Annotated in this window: 21 protein-coding genes and 1 pseudogene; 1 reads left to right on the top strand and 21 read right to left on the bottom strand. The window is 72.7% G+C overall.

Going from position 1 to position 26,490, the window contains the following annotated elements:
* Positions 1–335 precede the first annotated feature (335 nt).
* The 14 genes and pseudogenes from ACFZBX_RS26865 to ACFZBX_RS26800 all read right to left on the bottom strand — a co-directional run bounded on the left by ACFZBX_RS26865 (position 336) and on the right by ACFZBX_RS26800 (position 17,049).
* Positions 336–3,383 carry an AAA family ATPase gene (locus tag ACFZBX_RS26865; protein WP_391536347.1) on the bottom strand — a complete coding sequence of 1,016 codons (3,048 nt, stop codon included), beginning with the start codon at positions 3,381–3,383 and terminating at the stop codon, positions 336–338.
* A 119-nt stretch (positions 3,384–3,502) separates the two neighbouring features.
* Entirely contained in the window at positions 3,503–3,742 is a 240-nt protein-coding gene (locus ACFZBX_RS26860) for a hypothetical protein (RefSeq protein ID WP_391536346.1), read from the bottom strand.
* Between the two features lie 148 nt (positions 3,743–3,890).
* On the bottom strand, positions 3,891–5,399 hold the full coding sequence (gene gatB / locus ACFZBX_RS26855; protein ID WP_391536345.1) for an Asp-tRNA(Asn)/Glu-tRNA(Gln) amidotransferase subunit GatB: 1,509 nt from the start codon (positions 5,397–5,399) through the stop codon (positions 3,891–3,893).
* A 74-nt stretch (positions 5,400–5,473) separates the two neighbouring features.
* Positions 5,474–5,713: a hypothetical protein gene (locus tag ACFZBX_RS26850; protein ID WP_350550178.1), complete on the bottom strand. Its 240-nt coding sequence runs from the start codon at positions 5,711–5,713 to the stop codon at positions 5,474–5,476.
* On the bottom strand, positions 5,710–7,218 hold the full coding sequence (gene gatA / locus ACFZBX_RS26845; protein ID WP_391536344.1) for an Asp-tRNA(Asn)/Glu-tRNA(Gln) amidotransferase subunit GatA: 1,509 nt from the start codon (positions 7,216–7,218) through the stop codon (positions 5,710–5,712). Before gatA ends, ACFZBX_RS26850 begins: the two co-directional genes overlap by 4 nt.
* Positions 7,219–7,223: 5 nt before the next feature.
* Entirely contained in the window at positions 7,224–7,520 is a 297-nt protein-coding gene (gatC, locus tag ACFZBX_RS26840) for an Asp-tRNA(Asn)/Glu-tRNA(Gln) amidotransferase subunit GatC (RefSeq protein ID WP_035845952.1), read from the bottom strand.
* Between the two features lie 210 nt (positions 7,521–7,730).
* Positions 7,731–9,386: pseudogene (locus tag ACFZBX_RS26835) on the bottom strand (putative bifunctional diguanylate cyclase/phosphodiesterase); the annotation flags it as partial.
* Positions 9,387–9,762: 376 nt separating this feature from the next.
* Positions 9,763–12,135 carry an NAD-dependent DNA ligase LigA gene (ligA, locus tag ACFZBX_RS26830; protein ID WP_391536358.1) on the bottom strand — a complete coding sequence of 791 codons (2,373 nt, stop codon included), beginning with the start codon at positions 12,133–12,135 and terminating at the stop codon, positions 9,763–9,765.
* Positions 12,136–12,159: 24 nt separating this feature from the next.
* Positions 12,160–13,170 (bottom strand): methionine synthase, encoded by a 1,011-nt coding sequence (locus ACFZBX_RS26825; protein WP_391536343.1) that lies wholly within the window; start codon positions 13,168–13,170, stop codon positions 12,160–12,162.
* 25 nt (positions 13,171–13,195) lie between these two features.
* A complete protein-coding gene (locus tag ACFZBX_RS26820) occupies positions 13,196–13,885 on the bottom strand; it encodes an SDR family oxidoreductase (RefSeq protein ID WP_391536342.1) in 690 nt (229 codons plus the stop codon).
* 13 nt (positions 13,886–13,898) lie between these two features.
* Positions 13,899–14,423: a TIGR00730 family Rossman fold protein gene (locus ACFZBX_RS26815; RefSeq protein WP_391536341.1), complete on the bottom strand. Its 525-nt coding sequence runs from the start codon at positions 14,421–14,423 to the stop codon at positions 13,899–13,901.
* Positions 14,424–14,438: 15 nt separating this feature from the next.
* Complete coding sequence (locus ACFZBX_RS26810) at positions 14,439–14,615, bottom strand: hypothetical protein (protein WP_391536340.1); 177 nt, start codon at positions 14,613–14,615, stop codon at positions 14,439–14,441.
* A gap of 62 nt (positions 14,616–14,677) precedes the next feature.
* Positions 14,678–15,817 (bottom strand): tRNA 2-thiouridine(34) synthase MnmA, encoded by a 1,140-nt coding sequence (gene mnmA / locus ACFZBX_RS26805; RefSeq protein WP_391536339.1) that lies wholly within the window; start codon positions 15,815–15,817, stop codon positions 14,678–14,680.
* A gap of 50 nt (positions 15,818–15,867) precedes the next feature.
* On the bottom strand, positions 15,868–17,049 hold the full coding sequence (locus ACFZBX_RS26800; protein WP_391536338.1) for a cysteine desulfurase family protein: 1,182 nt from the start codon (positions 17,047–17,049) through the stop codon (positions 15,868–15,870).
* Positions 17,050–17,295: 246 nt separating this feature from the next.
* Between ACFZBX_RS26800 and ACFZBX_RS26795 the strand changes: the two genes are divergently transcribed.
* Complete coding sequence (locus tag ACFZBX_RS26795; protein ID WP_391536337.1) at positions 17,296–18,051, top strand: IclR family transcriptional regulator; 756 nt, start codon at positions 17,296–17,298, stop codon at positions 18,049–18,051.
* On the opposite strand, the gene ACFZBX_RS26790 is transcribed toward ACFZBX_RS26795, so the two are convergent.
* The 7 genes from ACFZBX_RS26790 to ACFZBX_RS26760 all read right to left on the bottom strand — a co-directional run bounded on the left by ACFZBX_RS26790 (position 17,987) and on the right by ACFZBX_RS26760 (position 26,373).
* Positions 17,987–18,646: a trimeric intracellular cation channel family protein gene (locus ACFZBX_RS26790; protein ID WP_391536336.1), complete on the bottom strand. Its 660-nt coding sequence runs from the start codon at positions 18,644–18,646 to the stop codon at positions 17,987–17,989. The genes ACFZBX_RS26795 and ACFZBX_RS26790 overlap by 65 nt on opposite strands.
* A gap of 206 nt (positions 18,647–18,852) precedes the next feature.
* Positions 18,853–19,917, bottom strand: a complete 1,065-nt coding sequence (locus ACFZBX_RS26785) for an ABC transporter ATP-binding protein (protein ID WP_391536335.1) — start codon at positions 19,915–19,917, stop codon at positions 18,853–18,855.
* Positions 19,918–19,951: 34 nt separating this feature from the next.
* Positions 19,952–21,022: an ABC transporter ATP-binding protein gene (locus ACFZBX_RS26780; protein ID WP_391536334.1), complete on the bottom strand. Its 1,071-nt coding sequence runs from the start codon at positions 21,020–21,022 to the stop codon at positions 19,952–19,954.
* Positions 21,019–22,029: an ABC transporter permease gene (locus ACFZBX_RS26775; RefSeq protein ID WP_391536333.1), complete on the bottom strand. Its 1,011-nt coding sequence runs from the start codon at positions 22,027–22,029 to the stop codon at positions 21,019–21,021. Before ACFZBX_RS26775 ends, ACFZBX_RS26780 begins: the two co-directional genes overlap by 4 nt.
* 98 nt (positions 22,030–22,127) lie before the next feature.
* Positions 22,128–23,903, bottom strand: coding sequence for an ABC transporter substrate-binding protein (locus ACFZBX_RS26770; RefSeq protein ID WP_391536332.1), 1,776 nt, complete (start codon positions 23,901–23,903; stop codon positions 22,128–22,130).
* A gap of 56 nt (positions 23,904–23,959) precedes the next feature.
* On the bottom strand, positions 23,960–24,949 hold the full coding sequence (locus ACFZBX_RS26765) for an ABC transporter permease (protein WP_391536331.1): 990 nt from the start codon (positions 24,947–24,949) through the stop codon (positions 23,960–23,962).
* Between the two features lie 476 nt (positions 24,950–25,425).
* Positions 25,426–26,373 carry an enhanced serine sensitivity protein SseB C-terminal domain-containing protein gene (locus ACFZBX_RS26760; protein ID WP_391536330.1) on the bottom strand — a complete coding sequence of 316 codons (948 nt, stop codon included), beginning with the start codon at positions 26,371–26,373 and terminating at the stop codon, positions 25,426–25,428.
* Positions 26,374–26,490 lie beyond the last annotated feature (117 nt).

Below are 26,490 nucleotides of genomic sequence, written 5' to 3'. Positions count from 1 at the left end.
ACGCGGTGACCTGGCGCCCCGTCGTCGGGGCGGTGGCCCAGGGGGCGGGGCGCCTGCCGGGCGTCCCGCCACACCGATGTTCCCGTCCGGGACCCTACACCACTTCGGTCACTCAATGACACGCACACTCAACTTAGAGTAATGGCCCCGGGGTGGGGAATTGCGCCCGATTCCACCGGAACGGGCCGGTTGGCGGGGGCGCACGGGCGGGGGCTCACGCGGCGCGCACGGGAGCACGGGGCAGCGCCCGCGCGACACCGGCGGCACCGGCGGCGGAGGACCGGCCCGGCCGGTGCCGCGCGGGAGCCGGACGGACGGCGGGCGGCGGCGGGCGGTCAGCGGCCGGCCGGGGCCAGATCCTCGGGGAACAGCCGCAAACGGTGGGCCAGCGCGGCGGCTTCGCCCCGGCCGGCCACCGCGAGCTTGCCGAGGATGTTGGAGACGTGCACGCTCGCCGTTTTCGGCGAGATGTACAGTTCCTCGGCGATCTGCCGGTTGGTGCGCCCCCGCGCGAGCAATCGGAGCACGTCCCGCTCACGGGGGGTGAGGCCGAAGGAGCCCCCGGCCTGCGCCTGCGCAACCGGCGCCGGGCGGCCCGCGACGACCGCCAGGCCCGCCCGCTCGGCCAGTGCGTCGACCTCGGCGCGCAGCCCGGCGTCGCCCCGGGCGGACGCCAGTTCCCTTGCCTCGCGCAGCAGTTCGACCCCGGCCTCACGGCGTCCGGCCAGCACCTCGGCCTCGCCGGCCCGCAGCAGGGCGAACGCCAGCGGGTACGGCAGCCCGGTCGGGCGCAGCCACTCGACCGCGGCAGCCCAGTGCGCCGGGGTGTCCGTCCCCTCGGCCCGGGCCAGTTCGCCCTCCAGCAGCCGGGCCCAGCCGTGGTGCAGCGGCGCCGTCGGGGTCAGCCGGGCCGCGACCTCGACGATCCGGGCCAGCACCGCGGCCCGGCCCGCCTCGGCCTCCGGCAGGCCCCGGCTGTCCGCCTCGACGCCCGCGCCGTCGACCAGCAGCGGGAAGAAGTCGGCCAGGTAGCCGCAGGGGAAGTCCTGCGCCAGCGCGGCCAGCAGTTCGGCGCGCGCCTCCAGCGGGCGGCCCGCCAGGGCGGCGGTCCGCACCGCGAGCCGGCTGATCGGCACGGAGTGCTGGATCTGGCCGACCCGGTTGGCGGCCCGGGCCTGGGCGAGCAGCGCGGCGGCGCCGGCCGGGTCGCCGCGGAGCAGGGCGAGTTCCCCGCGCAACCGGTCCAGGAACTCGGCGTGGGTGCCGCTCGGCCGGGTCAGGTCGCCCTCGTCGAGGACCAGTTCGGCCTCGTCGATCCGCCCGAGGTCCATCAGCGCCTCGGCGAGGTTCCCGCTCAGGATGGTGCCGATGTTGCGCTGCAGTCCGTTGCGTCGGGCCGAGTCCAGCCCCTCGCGGGCCAGCGCCGCGGCCTGCTCGGCCCGGCCGAGGCCGCGCAGCAGCGAGGCCAGGTTGTTGAGGCCGCGCAGCAGCAGGTCGGGGGCGCCCAGCCCGCGGGCGGCCTCGACCGCGGCGGTCAACTGGGCCACCGCGGCCTCCGGGTCGGCGTCCAGGTCGTTGCGCAGCCCGCCGAGGGTCATCAGGGCGTGCTGCTCGACCGTGTGGGCGCCGACCTCGCGGGCGATCCGGGCGGCCCGCTCGGCGAGTGCGACCAACTCGGGGCGGGGGTTGGAGAGCATTCCGGCGCCGGCCCCGAGGGCGAACACCTCGGCCTGCACGGCGGACGGCGGAAGGTGCTCGACCAGCCGGTGCGCGTAGGCGATCTCCGCCTCGTCGCCGGAGCGGCGCAGATGGCCGAGCATCCGGGCGCGGTTGATCCGGAACCAGGCGGCGCGGGCCGGGTGCGCGGTCTCGTCGACGAGTTGCAGCGCCCGCTTCGCCAGGCTCAGCCCGCGCTCCCGGTCGCCGCTGCGGCGGGCCGCGACCACCGCCTCGGCCAGCACGTCGATCCGGCAGAGCCGGTCGCAGTCCTCGTCGTGCCGGCCGGCGTCGCAGGAGCAGGGCGGGTAGGTCTCGGCCCAGTCGTACGGGCGCAGGGTGTCGGCCAGCTGCTCGGCGGGGACCTCGTCCCACAGCTCCAGGGCCCGTTCCAGCATGCGCAGTTGCTCGGCGAAGGCGTTGCGGCGGCGGGCCGCGCGGGCGGCGTCCAGCGCGGTCGGCAGGGCCCGGGCCGGGTGGTGCGCGTGGTACCAGTAGTTGGCCAGCCGGGCCGGCCGGGCGTCGGCACCGACCAGCTGCGGCTCGGCCTCCAGGGCCTCGGCGAACCGGCGGTTGATCCGGTGGCGCTCGCCGGGCAGCAGGTCGTCCGAGACGGCCTCGCGGACCAGCGCGTGCCGGAACCGGTAGCCGTCGCCGTCCGGGGCCGGGCGCAGGATGTTGGCGCCGACCGCGGCCCGCAGCGAGCCGATCAGCCGCTCCTCGTCCTCCAGGACGGCGGCGAGCAGGGCGTGTTCGACGTTGGAGCCGCCCTCGGCGGCGATCCGCAGCACCCGCTGGGTCTCCTCGTCCAGCGCCTCCACCCGGACCAGCAGGATGTCCCGCAGTGAGTCGGTGAGCCCGGTCGAGCAGCCCTCCCGCAGCGCGGTGGCCAGTTCCTCGACGAAGAACGGGTTGCCCTCGGAGCGCCGGTGGATGCGCTCGACCAGGGCGCGGTCGGGCGCGGCGGTGCCGAGGATGCCGGCCAGCTGGGCGGCCACCTCGCCGGGGCCGAAGCGCTCCAGCTCCAGTCGGCGCACCGTGCGCAGCCGCTCCAGCTCGGCCAGGAAGGGCCGCAGCGGGTGGCGGCGGTGCAGGTCGTCGGTGCGGTAGGTGGCGACCAGCAGGACCCGGGCCCGGTGCAGGGTGCGGACCAGGTAGGCGAACAGCTCCCGGGTGGAGCGGTCGGACCAGTGCAGGTCCTCGACGGCGAGCACGAAAGTACGGTCCGTGCCGAGCCGCTCGAACAGCCTCGCGGTGTGCTCGAACAGCCGGGCCCGGCCGTACTCGTCGTTGGGTTCGCCGTCGGCCTCGCCGAAGTCGGGCAGCAGCCGGGCGAGATGGCCCTCCATCCCGGCGGCGGCGCTCTCCAGTTCGGTGCCCAGGCAGCGGTGCAGCCGGCGCAGCGCGGTGGCCAGCGGCGCGTAGGGCAGGCCCTCGGCGCCGACCTCCAGACAGCCGCCGTCGGTGGTGAGCACGCCGCGGGCGTCCGCCAGGCGCAGGAACTCCTCCAGCAGCCGGGTCTTGCCGACGCCCGCCTCGCCGCCGATCAGCACGGTCTGCGGCTCGCCGCGCCCGGCCCGGTCCAGCGCGTCCGTCAGATCGGTGAGCTCCGGGTCGCGGCCGACGAAGACGGGACTCACCGAGATCTGCTGCATGGAGGCGAGCATGCCACAAGGGTCCTGCCCGCTCCGAGGGGTTATCGCGCCCGGCGAACGCCCGGAGGGGGAGGCGCTCCCCTGTGGCGCCTCCCCCTCCGTGACCCGCTCGGCACCTTGGTGCCGGTTCGTCAGCATTCGCCGGGACGTGCGGTGCGCCGCTGGAGGCGCAGGCTCACGGTCGGCCGCCATCCGGTGCGCCCGGCGGTCCTCGCCGCGCGGACCAGCCGCTGGTGCTCGGCCTGGGCCCGGAGTTCCTGTTCCTGCTGCTTGATGAGCTCGTACTCGATCACGGTGCTTCCCCTCGTGGGTTCCTCGTCGCTTCCGTCCTGCTGAAGTAGAGACTCCTCCCCCAGGGGGGTGGCGGGCATCGGCAGGCTTCCGGATCTTCCGGGACCGGACCGCCTTAGGGACCCCGCCGCGGGAACGACGAAGGCCCGGCCTCACCCCTGGTACGGGGGTAAGACCGGGCCTCAGGCGACTAAGTAAGCCTTAGACCGCCTTAGACGCCTTGGAAACTCAGGCGGAGACGCCCAGCTTCTCCAAGATCAGATCCTTCACGCGGGCCGCGTCGGCCTGCCCGCGGGTGGCCTTCATGACCGCGCCGACCAGCGCGCCGACCGCGGCGACCTTGCCGTCGCGGATCTTGGCGGCGACCGCCTCGTTCTCGGCGATGGCCTGGTCGACGGCGGCGCCCAGCGCGGAGTCGTCCGAGACGACGGCCAGGCCGCGCTTCTCGACGATCTCGTCCGGCTCGCCCTCGCCGGCCAGCACGCCCTCGATGACCTGGCGGGCCAGCTTGTCGTTCAGCTTGCCCTCGGCGACCAGCGCGGTGACCCGGGCGACCTGCGCCGGGGTGATCGGCTGCTCGGCCAGCTCGGTGCCGGTCTCGTTGGCCCGGCGGGCCAGCTCGCCCATCCACCACTTGCGGGCCTGGTCGGCCGGGGCGCCGGCGGCGATGGTCTCCTGGATCGGCTCGACGGCGCCGGCGTTCAGCACCGACTGCATGTCCTTGTCCGACAGGCCCCACTCGGCCTGGAGCCGGGCCCGGCGCACCCGGGGCAGCTCGGGCAGCCCGGCGCGCAGCTCCTCGACCCACTCGCGGGACGGCGCGACCGGCACCAGGTCCGGCTCCGGGAAGTACCGGTAGTCCTCGGCGTTGTCCTTGATCCGGCCCGAGGTGGTGGAGCCGTCGTCCTCGTGGAAGTGCCGGGTCTCCTGGAGGATCGTGCCGCCGTCGACCAGCACCGTGGCGTGGCGCTGGATCTCGAACCGGGCGGCCCGCTCGACGCTGCGCAGCGAGTTGACGTTCTTGGTCTCCGAGCGGGTGCCGAAGGTCTCGGTGCCGTTCGGGCGCAGCGACAGGTTGACGTCGCAGCGCATCTGGCCCTTGTCCATCCGGGCCTCGGAGACGCCCAGCGAGCGGATGACCTCGCGCAGCTCGGCGACGTAGGCGCGGGCGACCTCGGGGGCCCGCTCGCCGGCGCCGGTGATCGGCTTGGTGACGATCTCGATCAGCGGGATGCCGGCCCGGTTGTAGTCCAGCAGCGAGTGGGTGGCGCCGTGGATGCGGCCGGTCGCGCCGCCGACGTGGCTGGACTTGCCGGTGTCCTCCTCCATGTGGGCGCGCTCGATCTCCACCCGGAAGGTCGAGCCGTCCTCCAGCTGCACGTCGAGGTAGCCGTTGAAGGCGATCGGCTCGTCGTACTGCGAGGTCTGGAAGTTCTTCGGCATGTCCGGGTAGAAGTAGTTCTTCCGCGCGAACCGGCACCACTCGGCGATCTCGCAGTTCAGCGCCAGGCCGATCTTGACGGCCGACTCCACGCCGACCGCGTTGACCACCGGCAGCGAGCCCGGCAGCCCCAGGCAGGTCGGGCAGACCTGGCTGTTCGGCTCGGCACCCAGCTCGGTCGAACAACCGCAGAACATCTTGGTCTTGGTGCCCAGCTCGACGTGGACCTCAAGGCCCATCACCGGGTCGTACGACGCGAGAGCGTCCTCGTAGGAGACCAGGTTCTTGACGCTCACAGCGTCCCCTTCACTCAAAAGTCTTCGGTGGTGCGGGTCCGGCCGCCACCGCGGCGGCGGCCGGACCCCACGGGCTAGCCCAGCAGGACGTCGTCGTCGCCGAGGCGGCGCAGCTCGCGAACCAGCAGGGCGGTGCCGGTGACCAGGGCGGCGGCGCCGACCAGGGCGTTGACCAGCTTGAGGGTGTCGCTCTCGTCGCGGGCCCTGCGGACGTCCTTGACGATGGAGATCGCGCCGAACGCGCTGGTCCCGATGGACAGCCACAGTCCCGGCTTCGAATGCTTGAAGCCCTTGGCCTTCTCGATCTTGCTCACAGTGCCGGTGCCTCCTCCAGCAGGGTGTGCCCCCACTTGTCGTTGAGTGCGGCCTCGACGGCGCCGCCCACGCGGTACAGGCGGTCGTCCGCCATCGCGGGTGCGATGATCTGCAGGCCGACCGGGAGATTGTCCTCCGGGGCGAGGCCGCAGGGCAGCGACATCGCCGCGTTGCCCGCGAGGTTGGACGGAATCGTGCAGAGGTCGGCCAGGTACATCGCCATCGGGTCGTCGGCGCGCTCGCCGATCGGGAAGGCGGTGGTCGGCGTGGTCGGCGAGACCAGGACGTCCACGCCGGCGAACGCGGCGTCGAAGTCGCGGGAGATCAGCGTGCGCACCTTCTGGGCCGAGCCGTAGTAGGCGTCGTAGTAGCCCGAGGAGAGCGCGTAGGTGCCGAGGATGATGCGGCGCTTGACCTCGGGACCGAAGCCGGCCTCGCGGGTCAGCGCGGTGACGTCCTCGGCGGAGCGGGTGCCGTCGTCGCCGACCCGCAGGCCGTAGCGCATCGCGTCGAAGCGGGCCAGGTTGGACGAGGCCTCGCTGGGCGCGATCAGGTAGTACGCCGGCAGCGCCAGGGTGAACGACGGGCAGGAGACCTCGACGACCTCGGCGCCCAGCTCGCGCAGCAGCTCCACCGACTCGTTGAAGCGCTGCATGACGCCGGCCTGGTAGCCCTCGCCGGCGAACTCCTTCACCACGCCGATCCGCATGCCGCGCACGTCGCGCATCCGGGCGGCCTCGACCACGGCCGGGACCGGCGCGTCGATCGAGGTGGAGTCCAGCGGGTCGTGGCCGGCGATGGCCTCGTGCAGCAGCGCCGCGTCCAGCACGGTGCGGGCGCACGGGCCGCCCTGGTCCAGGCTGCTGGAGAAGGCCACCAGGCCGTAGCGGGAGACCGAGCCGTAGGTCGGCTTCACGCCGACGGTGCCGGTGACGGCGCCGGGCTGGCGGATCGAGCCGCCGGTGTCGGTGCCGATCGCCAGCGGGGCCTCGAAGGCGGCCAGCGCGGCCGCCGAGCCGCCGCCGGAGCCACCGGGGATCCGGGAGAGGTCCCACGGGTTGCCGGTGGTGCCGTAGGCGGAGTTCTCGGTGGAGGAGCCCATCGCGAACTCGTCCATGTTGGTCTTGCCGAGGATGACGACGCCGGCGTCCTTGAGCCGCGAGGTCAGGGTGGCGTCGTACGGCGGGATCCAGCCCTCGAGGATCTTCGAGCCGCAGGTGGTCGGCACGCCCTTGGTGGTGAAGACGTCCTTCAGCGCCAGCGGGACACCGGCCAGCGGGCCCAGCTCCTCGCCCTTGGCGCGCTTCTCGTCGACGGCCCGGGCGGCGCTCAGCGCGCCCTCGGTGTCGACGTGCAGGAAGGCGTTGACCTTCTGGTCGACGGCCTCGATGCGGTCCAGGTGCGCCTGCGCGACCTCGACGGCGGAGACCTCGCCCTTGGCGATGGCGGCGGCCGTGTCGGCGGCGGTCCACTTGATCATGGCGGTGGGGATCAGGTCGGTCATCTCGGTCAGTCCTCCCCGAGGATCTGGGGAACGCGGAAACGCTGCTCCTCGGCGGCCGGGGCACCGGCCAGCGCCTGCTCCGGGGTGAGCGACGGCCGGACCTCGTCCGCGCGCATGACGTTGGTCAGCGGCAGCGGGTGGGAGGTGGGCGGGACGTCCTGTCCGGCGACCTCGGAAACGCGGGCGACCGCGCCGATGATCACGTCGAGCTGCTCGGCGAAGTGGTCCAGCTCTTCGGCCTGCAACTCAAGACGCGACAGCCGAGCGAGGTGGGCGACCTCCTCGCGCGTGATGCCAGGCATGCAGCGATCCTCAGGGTGAGTTCTGGTGAGGCCCGGATCCGCCTTCCGACGGTGCCGGGCCCGGGCCGGGAGCGGCCTGTCCGGCGCTCCCGTCCTCGTGGTCTGTGGCCCCATCCTATGGGGCGCGGCCCGGCCACCGGCCAACGACCAGCGGCGGCCCGGGGTCACCCCCGCCGTGCGGCGCGGTCCGCGGCGGTGCGGGGACGGTTTCTACTGCGGGCGGGTCGGCGCCCAGCGCTGCTGCTTGGGCGCCTGGATCTCCAGCGCGGCGGCCTGCACCGCCTGGACCACGGGCGGCAGGGCGGGCTTGATCACCGGCGGCAGCCGCTCGGCGGAGGCCGCGGCGAGCCGCTCCACCGGCGGGGCGCCGGTGCGGTGCACCCGCAGCCAGGCGGTGGCCTGCTCGGCCGGCAGCGCCGCCGACACCAGCCAGCCCTGCACCGCGTCCACGCCCATGCAGTTCAGCCGCTCCCAGGTCTCGTCGTCCTCGACGCCCTCGGCGACCACGGTCAGGCCGAGCGAGTGGGCCAGCTCGACCGAGCAGCGGACCACCGCCGCGTCGTGGTCGTCGGCGACCATCCGGGAGACGAAGGAGCGGTCGATCTTCAGCTCGCCGACCGGCAGGCTGCGCAGCCGCACCAGCGAGGAGTGGCCGGTCCCGAAGTCGTCCAGGGACATCCCGACCCCGTAGCCGCGCAGTTCGGCGAGGGTGTCGGCGGCCCGCCGGGAGTCGTCCAGCAGCAGCCGCTCGGTGATCTCCAGCTGGAGCGCGTGGGCCGGCACCTGGTGGCGCACCAGATGGCCGGCGACCCGCTGGGCGAAGCCGGGGTTGAGCACGTCGCGCGGCGAGACGTTCACCGCGACCTGCACCTGGAGGCCCTGCTCGCGCCAGTGGGCGAGCTGGCCGACGGCGGCCTCCAGCACGTAGTCGGTCAGCCTCGGCATCAGCCCGCTGGACTCGGCGAGGCCGACGAACTCGTCCGGCGAGACCCTGCCCTGGCCCGGGCGCTCCCAGCGCAGCAGCGCCTCCAGCCCGACCACCCGGCCGTCGAAGGCCACCTTGGGCTGGTAGTGCAGCTGCACCTCGCCGGTCTCCAGGGCCCGCCGCAGGTCGCCCAGCAGGCCGATCCGGTACGGGGTGTCGGCGTCCTGCGTCTCGTCGTACTGCTCGACCGAGGTGCGGCCGCGCTGCGCGTGGCCCATCGCGACGTCGGCGCGGCGCAGCAGCGACTCGGCGTCCTGGGCGTGCCGGGGGAAGACGCAGACGCCCGCGCTGGCCTCCAGGACGAGCAGCAGGCCGTCGAGGCGGATCGGCGCGGCCAGTTCGGCGATCAGGGCCTTGGCCACCTTCTCCAGCGCGTCCGGGCAGCCGATGCCGGGCAGCAGCACGGCGAACTCGTCGCCGCCCATCCGGGCCACCATCGGGCGGCCGCGGTAGTGCCGGGGCAGGCCGGCGAAGACGTCGTCGATGGACTCCCGGGTGGCGCTGCCGGCCGCCCCGCCGGAGCGCAGGGCCCGGTGCAGCCGGCGGGCGATGTGGACGAGCAGCCGGTCGCCGGCGGTGTGGCCGAGGGTGTCGTTGAGCGACCGGAAGCGGTCGAGGTCGAGCAGGATCAGACCGACGCTGTATCCCTCGGAGTGCTCGGCGATCGACTCCTGGGCGGCGAGCAGCAGCGCCTGGCGGTTGGGGAGGTCGGTCAGCGGGTCGGTGAGCTGGTCGCGCGCCCGGTCCCGGGCGATCCGCCAGGCGGCGACCAGGACGGCCAGCGGCACCGCGAACAGCGGCAGCAGTTCCGCCTCGTAGCGGTAGACCAGCACGGCCAGCGGGATGAGCGGCGCCGCGCCGGCCAGCAGCACGCCGAGCAGCAGAACGACCCCCGCCACCCCCTGCGGCGGGCGCGTGGGAGCGCCGCCGGTCGTACGATCCATAAGCCCTGTCCTCCGTCGGGCCCGCCCCGTCAGGCCGCCTAGCGGTGAGGCACCGTACCGGCACCGGCAGCCTGCCGGGCATGGAGCGGCCCCGCGGAGTCCGGCCCGGCCGGTACCCCCACCCCTGCTGACACTCTGTTGCGCTCCAGGGTATGCGCGGCTTCACCCGACGGGCAGACTTTCGGACAACCGGACATTCGCCACCGTGCCCCGGTGCCGCACAGTGACACGATGCCCGTAAACACTGTGCGGCACCCGATGACGCTGCATCAGGACGATAACAAGCCGGATTCGGGGCTTCCGCGCGCGGGGGTCAGTCCCCGGCGGGCTCCTGCTCCCCGGTCCGCGGCTCCTCCTCGGCGGCCTGCCCGGCCGCCTGCCCGGCATCCTTCCCGGCCGCGGCCTTCTTCTTCGCGGGCGCCTTCTTCACCGGCTCCTCCGGCGGCTCCGGCGGCAGCCCCAGGTGGACCCGGGCGGCGGCCGACCCCTGCTCCAGCAGGATCGCGAAGCCCGCGTCGTCGAGGACCGGCAGCCCCAGCTGGACCGCCTTGTCGTACTTGGACCCGGGGTTGTCGCCGGCGACCACGAAGTGGGTCTTCTTCGACACCGACCCGGTCACCTTCGCTCCGCGCGAGGTCAGCGCCTCCTTGGCGCCGTCCCGGGTGTGCCCGGCCAGCGTGCCGGTGACGACGACCGTCAGCCCCTCCAGCGGGCGCTCGCCCGCCTCCTCGGCCGCCTCCTCGGTGAAGCGGACGCCGGCGGCGCGCCACTTCTCGACGATCTCCCGGTGCCAGTCCACCTGGTACCACTCGATGATCGAGCGCGCGGTGCCCGCGCCGACGCCCTCGGTGGCGGCCAGCCGCTCCTCGCTCGCCGCGAAGATCGCGTCCAGGTCGCGGAACTCCCGGGCGAGGTCCTGGGCGGCCACCGGGCCGACGTGCCGGATCGAGAGGCCGTTGAGGAAGCGCCAGAGCGGGCGGTCCTTGGCCTTCTCGATGTTCTCCAGCATCACCCCGGTGTTCTTCTTCGGCGCACCGGCGGTGGTGGCGAAGAAGAACACCTCCTTCTCCTCACCGGTCTCGTCGTCGAGCTTCGGCATGCCGGTCTTCTGGTCGCGCACCAGCACCTTGATCGGCAGCAGCTGCTCGACCGTCAGGCCGAAGATGTCGCCCTCGTTGCCCACCGGCGCCTCGGCCGGCTCCAGCGGCTGGGTCAGCGCGGTCGCCGCGACATAGCCGAGGCCCTCGATGTCCAGCGCCGAGCGCCCGCCGAGGAAGGCGATCCGCTCGCGGATCTGGGCCGGGCAGAACCGCGCGTTGGGACAGCGCAGGTCGATGTCGCCCTCCGCCATCGCCCGCAGCTCGCTGCCGCACTCGGGGCAGTGCGAGGGCATCACGAACGCCTGCTCGGTGCCGTCCCGCAGGTCGTACACCGGGCCGAGGATCTCCGGGATCACATCGCCGGCCTTGCGCAGCACCACGGTGTCGCCGAGCAGGACGTCCTTGGCCTTGACGACCTCCTGGTTGTGCAGGGTCGCGTACTGCACCATCGAGCCGGCCACCTTCACCGGCTCGGCCAGCACCGCGTACGGGGTGGCCCGGCCGGTGCGGCCGATGCCGACCTTGATCGCGGCCAGCCTGCCGGTGACCTCCTCCGGCGGGTACTTCCAGGCGATCGCCCAGCGCGGGGACTTCGAGGTGGAGCCGAGCCGCCCTTGCAGGGCGATCTCGTCCACCTTGACGACCACGCCGTCGATCTCGTGCTCGACCGAGTGCCGCTGCTCGCCGAAGTGCTTGATGAACGCCCGCACCTCGTCCAGCGTGCCGACCACCTTGTTGTGCCGGGCGGTCGGCAGGCCCCACTCGCGCAGCAGGTCGTAGGCGTGCGACTGGTTGTCGATGTCGAAGCCGGAGCGCGCGCCGATGCCGTGCACCGCCATGTGCAGCGGGCGGGAGGCGGTGACCAGCGGGTCCTTCTGGCGCAGCGAGCCGGCGGCGGCGTTGCGCGGGTTCATGAACAGCCGGATCATCGCCCGGGGCCGCTTGCCCTCCTTGGCGCGCTCCTCGTTCTCCACCCGGCGGCGCTCGTTCTCCTCCGAGAAGGAGGCGTTGAGCGCCTCGAAGGCCTCGGTCGGGAAGTAGACCTCGCCGCGGATCTCCACCAGCTCCGGGACGTTGTCGCCCCGGAGCCGGTGCGGGATCTCCTTGATGGTGCGGACGTTGGCGGTGATGTCCTCGCCGACCCGGCCGTCGCCGCGGGTCGCCGCCTGCACCAACTGGCCGTTCTCGTAGGTGAGGTTGACGGCCAGGCCGTCCACCTTGAGCTCGCACAGGTAGTGGTACTCGATGCCGGACAGCTCGGTGGCGACCCGCTCGGCCCAGGCGGCCAGTTCCTCGTCGTCCATCGCGTTGTCCAGGCTGAGCAGCCGCTCCCGGTGCTCGACCGGCGCGAACAGCAGGGTGGGCGCGCCGCCGACCTTCTGCGTGGGCGACTCCGGGGTGGCCAGCGCCGGGTGCCCGGCCTCCAGCCCCTCCAGCTCGCGCATCAGCGCGTCGAACTCGGCGTCGCTGACGATCGGCGCGTCCTGCTCGTAGTAGCGGGCCCGGTGGTCCGTGATCTCGGCCGCCAGCTCGGCGTGCCGCTTGCGCACCTCCGCCGGAACGTCCTCCCAGCCCTCGACAGCCACCACCGCAAGCCCTCCGTCAATCTCTCATTCCGGGTTGTCCACCAGGCTCCGGGCCGCCTTCACGCTGAGTGACAACGCGGTGCGCGCATAGGACGGGGAGGCCCCGGCCAGACCGCAGGTCGGCGTCACCAGCACACGGCGGCCCAGCAGCTCCGGGGAGAACCCGAGCCTGCGCCACAACGTCCTGACAACCTGGACACTACCGGCCGCGTCTGACAGTGCCCGGTCAGTGGAGGGGACGACACCCGCGAAGATCACGGTGCCCGCCTCGACCGCCTCCCCGAGGTCGTCGTCCTCACGCTCGGTCAGCAGTGAGAAGTCCAGCGACACCCCGGCCACCCCGGCCCGGCGCAGCAGCGGCAGCGGCACTCCGGGCGCGCAGCAGTGCAGCACGACCGGTGCGTCCAGCCCGCGGACCAGCTCGCGCAGCGTCTCCTCCGCCACCTGCCGGTCGACGGCGCGCAGCCGCTGGAAGCCGCTGGCGGTCTTCACCTCGCCTGCCAGCACGGCGGGCAGCGAGGGCTCGTCCAGCTGGAGCACCACCTCCGCGCCGGGCACCCGCTTGCGGACCTCGGCGAGGTGGCGGCGCAGGCCCTCGGTGAGCGAGCCGGCGATGTCCCGGCAGGCGCCGGGGTCGGCGAGCGCCTTCTCGCCGTGCCTGAGCTCGACGGACGCCGCCAGCGTCCACGGGCCGACCGCCTGGACCTTCAGCGCGCCCTGGTGGCCCTGGGTGAACTCCTCCAGCGCGTCGAGGTCCTCGCCGAGCCAGGAGCGGGCGCGCCGGGTGTCCCGGCCGGGGCGGTCGGTGAACCGCCAGCCGCTCGGCTCGGTCTGTGCGAACAGCTCGACGAGCAGGCCGGCGGAGCGGCCGATCATGTCCGCGCCCGGTCCCCGGGCGGGCAGCTCCGGGAGGAACGGCAGGTGCTCCAGCGCGCCGGTGGAGGTCCTGGCGGCCTCCCGGGCGTCGGTGCCGGGCAGCGAGCCGACGCCGGTGGCGGCGCCGACCAGGTCGGGGAAGGGGTGTCCGTTGCTCACCCGCCCGAGCCTAGTCGGCCGCCGGTCACCGCCCCGGGCGGACCGTGATGTCGGTGATCTCCGCGTCCCGGGAGGCGTCCAGCGCCGCCAGGACGGCCTTGGCCACCGACTCCGGCTCGATCCACTGGCCGGCGTCGTACTGCTTGCCCTCCTGCTGGTGCACCTTGGCCTGCATCGCGGTGGCGGTGCGGCCCGGGTAGACGGAGGTGACGCGCACGCCGTTGCCGTGCTCCTCCAGCCGCAGCGAGTCCGCGAGCGCCCTCAGCCCGTGCTTGCTCGCCGCGTACGCCGACCAGTCGGCGCTCGCCCGCAGGCCCGCGCCCGAGTTGACGAAGACCACGTGTCCCTTCACCAGCCGCACCGAGGGCAGCAGCAGCCGGGTCAGCTCGGCGGGGGCGACCAGGTTGACGTTCAGGTTGTCCTGCCAGGCCTTGACCGGCAGGTCGCCGACCGGGCCCAGCTCGACCACGCCGGCCACGTGCAGCAGCGAGTCCAGCTCGACCGGCAGCGTCTGGTGCCCGAAGGCCCAGGACAGCTTGGCCGGGTCCGCGAGGTCGCCGACCAGGGTCTTCGCGCCGGGGAAGCGCTCGCGCAGCTCGGCGGCGCGGCGGGCGTCGCGGGCCAGCAGCCAGAGCTCGTCGCCGCGTTCGGCGAGACGTGCGGCGAGGACGGCGCCGATGCCGGAGCCGGCGCCGGTGATCAGATGAGTGGCCATGGTTCCGATCCTCTCAGGCCTTCAGCTGTTCGAAGACCTGGGCCGGGGTGTCGGCGAAGGTGACCAGCTCGGTGAGCGGGCGCGGCAGGAAGCCCTCCGTGTCCATCCGCTCCAGCTGGGTCCGCAGCCCCGCGTAGAACCCCTCGGTGTCCAGCACGACCACCCGCTTGTCGTGCAGCGCGTGCTTCTTGAGCTCCAGCACCTCGGTGACCTCGTCCAGCGTGCCGAGCCCGCCGACCAGCACCACGACCGCGTCCGCCCGCGACAGCAGCATCGCCTTGCGCTCCGCGAGGTCGGCGGTGGTGACCAGTTCGTCGGCCCCCTGGTACGCCTTGTGCTTCAGGAACTCCACGGAGATCCCGACCAGCCGCCCGCCCGCGGCCCTGACCCCGTCCGCCAGCTCCCCCATCAGCCCGGCGTTCGAGCCACCCCACACCAGGGTGTGCCCGCCCTCCCCGAGCAGCCGGGCGAACTCGGCAGCGGGGGCGGAGTAGCGGTCGTCGAGCGAGGCGGCGGAGCAGAAGACGCAGATATTCATAGTGCTATCGGTCTATCACGTCCACGCGCCCCCACTCACCGCCTTTTCGCCGGGGGCGATGTTGAGCCGGTGGATGTTCGACGGCGACGCCTGCACGGTCAGCGTGTCCCCGGACCATCCGATCCGGACGCCTTCCGGAGCGATCCGCTCCAGCTCCTCGATGAAGTCCCGGTGCTGCTCGTGGAAGCTCATGCCGTTGTCTCCAGGTCCCTCGGGCGAATCCGACAGGAGCAGGCCGAGCGGGCGGCCGGGTGTCAGGGGGCGACGGCGGGGCGGTGGGTGGTGGCGATGGTGGCGGAGCCGATGACGCGGGGGCCGTCGTAGAGGACGACGGCCTGGCCGGGGGCGATGCCGCGGGCGGGGGTGTCGAGGTGGACGTGGAGGGTGTCGTCGACGACGGCGGCGGTGACGGGGACCTCCTCGCCGTGGGCGCGGAGTTGGGCGGTGTAGCGCCCGTCGGTGAGGGGTTCGGTGCCGCACCAGCGGGGGCGGATGGCGGTGAGGCCGGTGACGTCCAGGCCCTCCACCGGGCCGACCGTCACGGTGTTGTTCACCGGGGAGATGTCGAGGACGTAGCGCGGCTTGCCGTCGGCGGCCGGGCGGCCGATCCGCAGGCCCTTGCGCTGGCCGATGGTGAAGCCGTACGCGCCGTCGTGCTCGCCGAGCTTGGTGCCGTCGACGTCCAGGATGTCGCCGGTGGCGGCGCCCAGGTGCCTGGCCAGGAAGCCCTGGGTGTCGCCGTCCGCGATGAAGCAGATGTCGTGCGAGTCCGGCTTCTTGGCGACGGCCAGGCCGCGCCGCTCGGCCTCCTCGCGGATGACGTCCTTGGTGGTGTCGCCGAGCGGGAAGAGCGAGTGGGCGAGCTGGTCGGCGTCGAGCACGCCGAGGACGTAGGACTGGTCCTTGGCGGCGTCGACGGCCCGGTGCAGCTCGCGCGAGCCGTCCGGGAGGTCGACGATCCGGGCGTAGTGGCCGGTGCAGACGGCGTCGAAGCCGAGCGCGATCGCCTTGTCCAGCAGCGCGGCGAACTTGATCTTCTCGTTGCAGCGCAGGCACGGGTTGGGGGTGCGCCCGGCCGCGTACTCGGCGACGAAGTCGTCGATGACGTCCTCGCGGAACCGCTCGGCGAGGTCCCAGACGTAGAACGGGATGCCGATCACGTCGGCCGCGCGGCGCGCGTCCCGGGAGTCCTCGATGGTGCAGCAGCCGCGCGCCCCGGTCCGGAAGGACTGCGGGTTGCTGGACAGCGCCAGGTGCACGCCGGTCACCTCGTGCCCGGCTTCCACGGCGCGGGCGGCGGCGACGGCGGAGTCCACCCCGCCGGACATCGCCGCGAGCACGCGCAGACGGCCAGTGGCGGACGGAGCGGTCGGGGCACCCGGGAAGTCAGTCATGATGCCACCAAGAGTACGTGGTCCCGGCGATCGCCCGCCCTCGGAAACACCTACCTCCGGACGGCCGCCAGGCCCGCGTTGCGGGCGCGCTGGACGGCCGGCGCGATGGCCCCGGCGAGCGCGGTGACGTCGGAGCGGCCCGACGTGTGGCCGAGCGAGAAACGCAGCGAGGCGCGGGCCAGCAGCGGGTCGACGCCCATCGCCAGCAGCACGTGGCTGGGCTGCGGGACGCCGGCCGAGCAGGCCGACCCGGTGGAGCACTCGATGCCCTGGGCATCGAGCAGCATCAGCAGCGCGTCGCCCTCGCAGCCGGGGAAGGAGAAGTGCGCGTTGGCGGGCAGCCGCCCCTCCGCCGCCGGATCGCCGTTGAGCACCGCGTCCGGGACGGCGGCCAGCACCGAGGCGACCAGCTCGTCACGGAGCGCCCCCAGCGTGCCGGCGTGCTCGGCGCGCCGCTCGACGGCGACGGCCGCCGCGGCGGCGAAGCCGGCGGCGCCGGGCGCGTCCAGGGTGCCGGAGCGGACGTCGCGCTCCTGGCCGCCGCCGTGCAGCAGCGGCACCGGCGTCGCGCCGCGCGACAGCAGCAGCGCGCCGATGCCGAACGGGCCGCCGATCTTGTGGCCGGTGACGGTGAGCGCGGTGAGCCCGGAGTCGGCGAAGGAGACCGGGACCTGGCCGAGCGCCTGCACCGCGTCGGCGTGCATCGGGATGCCGTACTCGGCGGCCACGGCGGCGAGTTCGACGACCGGCTGGACGGTGCCGACCTCGTTGTTCGCCCACATCACGGTGACCAGCGCGACCGAGGCCGGGTCGCGCTCGATCGCCTCGCGCAGCGCCGCCGGGTGGACCCGGCCGAGCGCGTCCACCGGCAGGTAGTCGACCGTGGCGCCCTCGTGCTCGGCGAGCCAGTGCACCGCGTCCAGCACCGCGTGGTGCTCGACCGGGCTGCACAGCACCCGGGTGCGGGCCGGGTCGGCGCCGCGGCGGGTCCAGTACAGGCCCTTGACGGCCAGGTTGTCGGACTCGGTGCCGCCGCCGGTGAGGACGATCTCGCTGGGTCGGGCGCCGAGCGACTCGGCCAGCGACTCGCGGGCCTCCTCGACCACGCGGCGGGCCCGGCGGCCGGCCGCGTGCAGGGAGGAGGCGTTGCCGACGACCCCCAGGTGCGCCGTCATCGCGGCGATCGCCTCGGGCAGCATCGGCGTGGTCGCCGCATGGTCCAGGTATGGCATAACCATCCGATTGTAGAGGCCCCCCGGCCTGCACCGGACCGGCTCGGACCGACGCGGTCGGCCACATCGCGCCACATCGCGCCGCACCGGACCACATCCGGCCGGAGCGCACCGATCCGGCCACCGGACGCCGCGCACCGCCGCGCTGCCCGTCCGGGCAACCCGGTACGGGGCCGGGCGCGCCAGCGGTTAGCCTGACGGCCACCGCTCACGCGGGCGGACCGGAACAGCGAGTTGGGGGGCGGGATGTCACAGTCCCTCGACCGCGCCCTGACCCTGCTCGGCTCGCTCGGCGACGGCCCGGTGACCCTGGGGCAGGCCGCCGCCTCGATCGGCGTGCACAAGTCCACCGCGCTGCGGCTGCTGCGCACCCTGGAGGAGCACAACTTCGTCCACCGGCTGTCCGACCGCCGCTACCGCCTGGGCGGCCGGGTGCTGTCGCTGGCGCAGCGGGCGTTGCAGGAGATCGACGTCCGGCAGGTGGCCGCCCCGTACCTGGCGGCGCTGCACGAGCGCTTCGGCTGCACGGTGCAGTTGGCGGTGCTGGAGGACGACGAGGTGCTGTACCTGGACGAGCTGACCGGGCGGTGGAGCACCGAGGCGGGCCCGCCGGCCCGGATCGGGCGGCGGACGCCGGCCGCCGGGACGGCGATCGGCCGGGTGCTGCTGGCCGGGCTGCCGCAGGACGGCCGGGCGGAGGAGGAGCTGCCGGCCGAGCTGGCGGCGGTGCGCCGCAGGGGCTGGGCGGCGGAGTCGTCCGGACACCTGGAGACGGTGACGAGCGTGGCGGCGCCGGTGGCCGGCAGTGACCGGCGGGCGGTCGCGGCGTGCGCGGTCTCGGCGCCGGCGGACCGGGTGTCGCCGGCCGAGCTGGTGCGGCTGGTGCCCGAACTGCTCTGCACGGCGGAGGCGATCTCGCTGGCGTACGGCGGCTCGCCTACTCCTCGCTGGTGCGAGAACCGTTGCGGTGCCAGGCCCGTGGTGCGCGCCAGCCGTACTTGAGGGCGAGCATCCGCAGTACGAAGGCGGTGAGCGCGGCGGCGGTGCCGGTGGCGGCGGTGAGGCTGTCGAGCGCGATCAGGACGGCGACCAGCGCGGCGCCGACCAGCGCGGGCACCGCGTAGATCTCGCGGTCCCAGCGGAGCAGCGAGGGGATCTCGCCGGCCAGGACGTCGCGCATCACCCCGCCGCCGGCGGCGGTGACCATGCCGAGGGCGACGGAGGCGACGGCGCCGAGGCCGAAGTCGTGGGCCTTGGCGGTGCCGGTGACGCAGAACAGGCCGAGGCCGAGCGCGTCCAGGGCCTGCACGGCGCGGTTGATCCGTTCGACCTCGGGGTGCAGGAAGAAGACGACCAGGGCGGCGATCAGCGGGTCGACGAAGTAGCCCAGGTTGGTGAACGCGGCGACCGGGGTGGCCCCGATGACGAGGTCGCGCATCACCCCGCCGCCGAGCGCGGTGACCTCGGCCAGCACACAGATGCCGAAGATGTCCATGTTCTTGCGGACGGCGAGCAGCCCCCCGGAGAGGGCGAAGACGAAGATGCCGACGAGGTCCAGCGACTGCTGCACGTCGGAGGGGAAGATCTGCGAGGTCACCGCACCAGTGTGACCCGGCCGAGCCTCCCCTCCGGTCCGGCGCTCACGCGGAGGCGAGCTCCTTCGTGTCCCCCGGGAACGTTCCCCTCGCCGCGCTCGGGGCCGCGCTGGTCGTTCCCCTCGCCGCGCTCGGGGCCGCGCTAGTCGTTCCCCTCGCCGCGCTCGGGGCCGTGCTAGTCGTTCCCCTCGCCGCGCTCGGGGCCGTGCTAGTCGTTCCCCTCGCTGCGCTCGGGGAAGTGACACGCCACCTCGTGCCCCGTCTTCGCGAGGGCGAGCGGCGGCTCCTGGCTCGCGCAGATCTCCTGGGCCTTCCAGCAGCGGGTGCGGAAGCGGCAGCCGCTGGGCGGGTTGATCGGCGAGGGCACGTCGCCCTTGAGGAGGATCCGCTCGCGCCCGGCGCGCTGCCGGCGGCGCGGGTCGGGCACCGGCACGGCGGACATCAGCGCGGTGGTGTACGGGTGCATCGGGGCGCGGTAGAGCGAGTCCCGGTCGGCGATCTCGACGATCTTGCCGAGGTACATCACCGCGACCCGGTCGGAGACGTGCCGGACCACCGAGAGGTCGTGCGCGATGATCAGGTAGGTCAGGCCGAGCTCCCGCTGGAGGTCGTCGAGCAGGTTGACCACCTGGGCCTGGATGGAGACGTCGAGCGCGGAGACCGGCTCGTCCGCGACGATCATCTTGGGCCGCAGGGCGAGCGCCCGGGCGATGCCGATGCGCTGGCGCTGGCCGCCGGAGAACTCGTGCGGGTAGCGGTTGTAGTGCTCGGGGCTGAGCCCGCACAGCTCCAGCAGTTCCTGGACGGCCTTCTTGACCCCGCCCTCGGGCTCGGCCTTCTGCAGCCTGAACGGCGCGCCGACGATGGTGCCGACGGTGTGCCGGGGGTTCAGCGAGGAGTACGGGTCCTGGAAGATCATCTGGATGTCGCGGCGCAGCGGCCGCATCGCCCCGACGCCCAGGTGGGTGATGTCGGTGCCCTCGAACTCGACCGTCCCGCCGGTGGGTTCGTCGAGCCGGGTGACCAGCCGACCCATCGTCGACTTGCCGCAGCCGGACTCACCGACGACGCCCAGGGTCTCGCCGGCGTTGACCGTGAAGTCGATGCCGTCGACCGCCCGGACGGCGCCGGTCTGGCGCCGCAGCAGACCGCTGTGGATGGGGAAGTGCCGGACCAGGCCGGTCACCTTGAGCAGCGGCCGCCGGTCCGAGGCGGGCGCCTGCTCGGGCACCTTCTTCATGGGTGCGGGGCCCGCCGCCTGAGTGTCCGTCATCGGTTCTCTCCAGAATGGTGGTACGAGGCCGGGCTCACAGCCGGGGCGCGATCTCTTCGGCGAAGATCCGGTGCCGCTCGGCGAGCGCGAGGTGGCAGGCGGCGTGGTGTCCGGGCGCGACCTCGGTGAGGCCGGGGGTCTCCTCGGTGGAGCGCCCGCCGGTCAGCGCGGCGTAGGGGCAGCGCGGGTGGAAGGCGCAGCCGGACGGCACGTTGATCAGGCTGGGCGGGGTGCCCCTGACCGGCACGAGACGGTCCTGCAACTCGCGGTCCAGGCGCGGCATCGAGCCCAGCAGGCCCCAGGTGTACGGGTGTTCGGGCGCGTCGAAGAGGGTCTCGGCCGGGCCGCGCTCGACGCACTTGCCGCCGTACATCACGAGGATGTCGTCGGCGAGTTCGGCCACCACCCCGAGGTCGTGGGTGATGATGATGACGGCCGAACCGAACTCCTCCTGGAGGTCGCGGATGAGGTCCAGGATCTGCGCCTGGACGGTGACGTCCAGGGCGGTGGTGGGCTCGTCGGCGATCAGCAGCGAGGGGTCGTTGACCAGCGCCATGGCGATCATGGCGCGCTGGCGCATGCCGCCGGAGAACTGGTGCGGGTAGTCGTCGACCCGGCGGTCGGGCTGCGGGATGCCGACCCGGTCGAGCATCTCCACGGCGCGGGCCCGGGCCTCCTTCTTGCCCGCCTGCGGGTGGTGCACCCGGTAGGCCTCCACGATCTGCTGCCCCACCGTGTAGTAGGGGTGCATCGCGGTGAGCGGGTCCTGGAAGATCATCGCCATCTGCCGGCCGCGCAGCTCGCGGACCCGCTCCGGACCGGCCCCGACGAGCTCCTCGCCGTCCAGCCGGATCTCGCCGCTGATCCGGGCCCGCTTGGAGCGGTGCAGGCCCATGATGCCGAGCGAGGTGACGGACTTGCCGGAGCCGGACTCGCCGACGATGCCGAGGGTGCGGCCCTTGGCGAGGTCGAAGCTGACCCCGTCGACGGAGCGGACCAGGCCGTCGTCGGTGTCGAAGTGGATCCTCAGGTCCCGCACCGAGAGGAAGGCGTCCCGCCCGCCCTGGGCGGCCGCGCGGGCCGGGGTCTTCTGGAGCTCGGTCACGACAGCCTCACCCGGGGGTCGACAGCGGCGTACAGGAGGTCGACCACGAGGTTGCAGAGGACGACGAAGAAGGCGGCGAGCAGGGTGACGCCGAGGATCTTCGGCAGGTCGTTGTCGGAGATCGCCTGGACGGCGAACTGGCCGACGCCCTGGAGCGAGAAGACCTGCTCGGTGATCAGCGCGCCGCCGAGCAGCAGTCCGAGGTCCATGCCGAAGATGGTGACGATCGGGGTGAGCGCGGCGCGCAGGCCGTGCCGGGTGACGACCTTGGACTCGGCCAGGCCCTTGGCCCGGGCGGTGCGGATGTAGTCCTCGCTCATCGTCTCCAGCATTCCGGCGCGGGTGAGCCGGGCGTAGAGCGCGGAGTAGAGGAAGGCCAGCGAGATCCACGGGAGGATCAGGTTGCGGGCCCACATCACCGGGTTCTCGGTGAAGTCGACGTACCGGAGGTTGTCCAGGATCGGCCACTCGTAGCTGAACACGGTGAGCAGCAGCGCGCCGGTGAAGAAGACCGGCAGCGAGACGCCGGCCAGCGCGATGCCCATCGAGAGCCGGTCGAAGATCGAACGCGGCTTGAGCGCGGAGATCACACCGGTGGTGACGCCGGACACCAGCCAGACCACGGCGGCGCCGAGGGCCAGCGAGACGGTGACCGGGATCCGCTTGGTCAGCTCGGGCCAGACCTCCAGGTGGTTCTTGAAGGAGTAGCCGAAGCAGGGCACGTGGCAGGTGGCCGGTTCCGGGCCGAACTTGTACTCGGCGCCGCTGACCAGCGCCTTGAGGAAGTTCCAGTACTGGGTGTACAGGGGCTGGTCGAGGCCGAGGTTCTGCTTGACCGCCTGGATCGCCTCGGGAGAGGGGTTCTTCCCGATGTACTGGGTGGCCAGCTGGTCGACCGTCTCGCCGGCGATGCGCGGAAGCAGGAAGAAGATCGCGAAGGTGACCGCGCTGACGACCAGCAGCAGCACCGCGGCCGCGAGGATCCTGCGGATGATGTAGGCAAACACAGTTGGTCGGCTCCGGCCGCCCGCCGCCGTCCGGGATCCTCCGGACGGCGGCGGGCGCCGCTGCCTTCACCTGCCTTCAGGGATGCGGAGCCAGGCTCTTACTTGGTGGTGCCGATGTTCAGGTAGTCGTACTCACCCGAGAAGGCCGACGTGGACACGAGGTTGGTGGCGTTGTCCGGGCGGTACAGGAAGACCTTGAAGTCGGTCAGCGGGACGTAGACCGCCTGCTCCATGACCTTCCGGTCGATCTCGCCGTAGATCTTCTCGCGGGCCGCCTGGTCCGGGTTGACGGCGGCGTCGTCGAGCAGCTTGTTGACCGCGGGGTCGTTCAGCGAGGCCAGGTTGCTGTTGCCGGCGGCCTTGATCGCCCGGCCGTCGACGATCTGCTGCAGGAAGCCGTAGCCGGTCGGCCAGTCGGCGCCCCACTGCATCATCATCAGGCCGATGTTGTGCTCCTTGGCGAACGCCGGGGCGCCCGCGCTGTCGGTCAGGTACTTGCCCTGCGGGAACTGCTGGATCTCGGCGTTGATGCCGACCTTCTTCAGCGCGGCCTGGATCGAGGTGGCGGCGGCGACCTCGGTGGCGCGCTCGGTGCGGGCGGAGAGCACGGTGTTGATGCTGTCCTTGCCGCAGGCCTTCAGGGCCTCCTTGGCCTTGGCCTCGTCGCCCTTGTTGTCCTTGGTCTCCCACAGGTTGAAGTCCTGGTGGCCCGGGATGTCCGGCGGGAGCACGGTGTTGGCGATCTGGCCGCGGACCGGGCCGCCGAGCGCGGTCTGCACCGAGACCTTGTCGACCGCGTACTGGACGGCCTTGCGGCACTCGATGTTGTCGAACGGCGCGACCTCGGTGTTGATCGCCATGTAGACCAGGCGGCCGCCGTAGGCGTTGTCGGTGCTGGCCTTGAGCTTCGGGTTCTGCAGGATCTGCGCCTGGGTCTGCGGGTCGACGCCGCCGCCCACCAGGTCGACCTGGGCGTTGCCGGCCAGCAGGTCCTTGTCGATGGTGGCCTGGTCGATGTTCATCCGCAGCACGATCTTGTCCGGCAGCTGCTTGCGGATCGGGTCGGTGCTCGCGTCCCAGTTGGGGTTCGGGACCAGGACGGCCTGCTTGCCGTCCTCGTAGGACTCGAACTTGAAGGAGCCGGAGGAGACGATCTTCTTGACGTACTCGGCGCCGGTGTCCTTGGCCTGCGGGACCGGGGCCGTCTGCGGGGCGCTGACCAGGTAGTCGAAGTCGGCGAAGGCGTGCTTCAGGTGGAAGACGATCGTGGTGTCGTCGGGCGTCTCGATCGACTTCAGGTCGCCGGTCTTGTCCTTGTACGGACCCGCGTACGGCGTCTCGTTGTCGACCAGTAGCTCCTTGAAGTACGTCGGGCCGTTGGAGTTGACCTCCGGCGCGAAGTTGGAGCGCTCGACGGCGTACTTGACGTCCTTCGAGGTGATCGGGGTGCCGTCGTCGAACTTCAGGCCCTTGCGCAGCTTGTACGTCCAGGTCAGGCCGTCCGGGCTGACCTGGCCGAGCGACTCGGCGAGGTCCGGGACGATCTTGGCGCCGGCCGGGCCGGGGCCCGGGGCGAAGGTGGTGAGCGGACGGCCGTACAGGCGCGCGAAGTTGTAGATGTACGCGTAGTACGTGTTGCCCGGGTCGAGCGAGTCCGGGGTGCCCCTCATCTCGAAGGTGACCGTCCCGCCCTTCTTGTCCGAGGCGTTGACGATGCCCTTGGTGGCCGCGTTGGCCCCGGAGCCGCCGGCGGCCTCGGTGCCGGAGGCGGTGGACTTGGTGTCGTCGCTCTTGGAGCCCGACGAGCAGCCGGTGACGACCAGGACCGCGGCCGCGGCCGCGGCGGTCAGCGCGACGGTACGGGACCTACGCATGGGTGAGATCAACCCCTTGAGGAAGTGTTGGCCGAACGAGGGATCCTGACGCTTGGTCAGTTGCTCTTGGGATCGAGGGCGTCACGCAGCCCGTCGCCGAGCAGGTTGAAGGCGAGCACGGTGATGAAGATCGCCAGACCGGGGACCACCATGTACTGGGGGTCCACCTGGTAGTACCGGATCGCGTCCTGGAGCATTCCGCCCCAGGAGGCCTGCGGAGGCTGGATGCCGACGCCGAGGAAGCTCAGCCCGGCCTCGAAGAGGATGTTGGTCGGGATCAGCAGGGTCGCGTAGACCAGGATCGGACCGACCAGGTTGGGCAGCAGTTCCTTGAACAGGATGAACGGCCCCCGGGCGCCGAGGCTGCGGGCCGCGTAGACGAACTCGCGCTCGCGCAGCGAGATGGTCTGCCCGCGCACGATCCGGCCGATGTAGGGCCAGTTGAAGAAGCCGATCACGAAGATCAGCACCATGATGTGCAGCGGGAGGCCGTGCAGTCCGAACGCGCCGCCCTGCAGCGAGGTGGAGATCGCGATGGCGAAGAGCAGCAGCGGGAAGGCGAGGAAGACGTCCATCACCCGGCTGATCAGGGTGTCCACCCAGCCGCCGTAGTAGCCGGCCATGATGCCGAGCACCACGCCGATGGTGTTGGAGATCACGGTCGCGCCGAAGGCGACCAGCAGGGAGACCCAGGAGCCCTCGATGACGCGGGTGAGCAGGTCACGGCCCTGCAGCGGGTCGATGCCGAGCGGGTGGTCCCAGCTCATGCCGCCCCAGTCGCCCCTCGGCAGGCCGCCGAGGTCGGCGTCCAGCAGGTCCTGGTGGAGGGCGTCGGGGTCCAGGCCGAAGACCGACTCGATCGGCTTGGCCAGTACGGCGAGCAGGATCAGCAGGATCACCACGACACCGCCGATGACGGCGGCCTTGTCGCGCTTGAAGCGGGTCCAGGCGATCTGGCCGAGCGAGCGGCCCTCGATCTTCTTCGCCGGGCTCGCGGCGGCGTCTGCCCCCGGCGCCTTCCCGGCGGTCTTGATGGGTGCGGTCATGGTCAGTTCGGTCCCCTCGCCGACGGTGGCCGGCCCACGGGTGCCGGACGCCGGGATCGGCGGCTCGGCTGGTGCGGACGTGCTTGGGTGCGGACGTACGTGAGGTGCGGGTGCGGGACTGTTTCCCAGCGGTACGACGTGCTCAGTACTGCTGCCACGCGGGATGGGCTTCACGTGGATCATGCGGTCCGTCAGCGCGTTCGCCTTTGTGAGGCGCCAACCACGCGCGGCGGCTGTTGCAGAACTCTCTGCCATCCGAACTGGCTTGCGCCAGCCCTGACAACCGACAGATGCCCAACTGTGATCTGTCCGCATGCACCTCCACGATCTTCGGCATATCCCTCTTCACACAGCTGTAACAGCCATGTCAAGATGGCCGCCTGGCACTTCGCAGAGAACGTCCGGAAAAACACCGAAACCGGCCTGACATGACGTCAAGCCGGTTCCGGTGAATGATGTTTGGCGCCTCCGCCCGGTCAGCGACCGGGGTAGCCGGGCCACGGCTGCTGCGGCGGCGGCTGCTGCCCCGGCCAGCCCTGGGCCGGCGGATGCGTGCCGTAGCCGAAGCCCTGCCCCTGGGCCGGCCCCTGCTGCGAGGCGTACGGCGGCGGAGGCACCGGCGGGTACGGACCCGTCTGCGGTCGGCCGTGCCCGGCCGCCTCCCGGTCGTAGAACGGGCGTGCGTTGGCCCGCATCCACAGCGCCACCGGGTCGTACTCGTCCGCCATGGCCACCGTCGAGACCGCGAGCCCCTCCGGCGCGACCGCGATCGCGCGCTGCATCAGCGCCCGCACGGCCTCCACGGTGGGCGGCGAACTCTCGTACAGGTCAAGGCCGATGGCCAGGTACGGTTCGCCCACCGACGGGCGCACCCAGGCCCGGCGCAGCGCCTTCACCGCGCGCACCTCGACCGCCTGCCGCTCCAGCAGCGCGAAGAACTGCTGCGCCGGCACCTGGGGCTCGCTCAGCTTCAGCGGCCCGGCCGGCAGCCGGTCCAGCCCGGCGGCGACCCGCCGCAGGTCCGCCCACGGCACGCCCACCCCGCCGCCCGGGGCGTGCGGGTTCAGCCAGAGCCCCCACCGGGTCCGGTACAGCGAGGCCGCGATCTCCCGCCCGGAGATCACCTCGTGCGCCCGCGCCCAGCCGGACGCCGCCAGCTGCTCGGGCGAGGTGACGGCCGGCGCGTACCCGTGGCCGCTGATCTCCATGTTCCCGTACTGGGCGTCCGCACTGCCCGGCGTGCCGTGCCAGAGCAGCATCCAGACCCGGCCCTCGGCGAGCGCGTGCAGCATCGTCTCGTAGGCCTCGTAACGCTCCGGCGCCACCTCGCGCAGCGCGCGCTCCAGCGCGCCCGGATCCGGGCGTCCGGTGGGCGCCTGGCCCCAGGGCCCCGGTGCACCGCCAGCTACCGATCCCGCACTCATGCGCCCACCTCGCTGCGCTTCTTCGTTCCTCGTCCGTCACCGGCGGCCCGGCGGCCGTCAGCACGAACCCTATGGGGCGGCCGCCGACCGCCGCCACGCCGACGTGCCAGGGTTCGC

Origin of the sequence: Kitasatospora sp. NPDC008115, assembly GCF_042957205.1 — a bacterium.
Classification (GTDB): domain Bacteria; phylum Actinomycetota; class Actinomycetes; order Streptomycetales; family Streptomycetaceae; genus Kitasatospora.
This window is presented reverse-complemented; position numbering and strand designations above follow the sequence as displayed.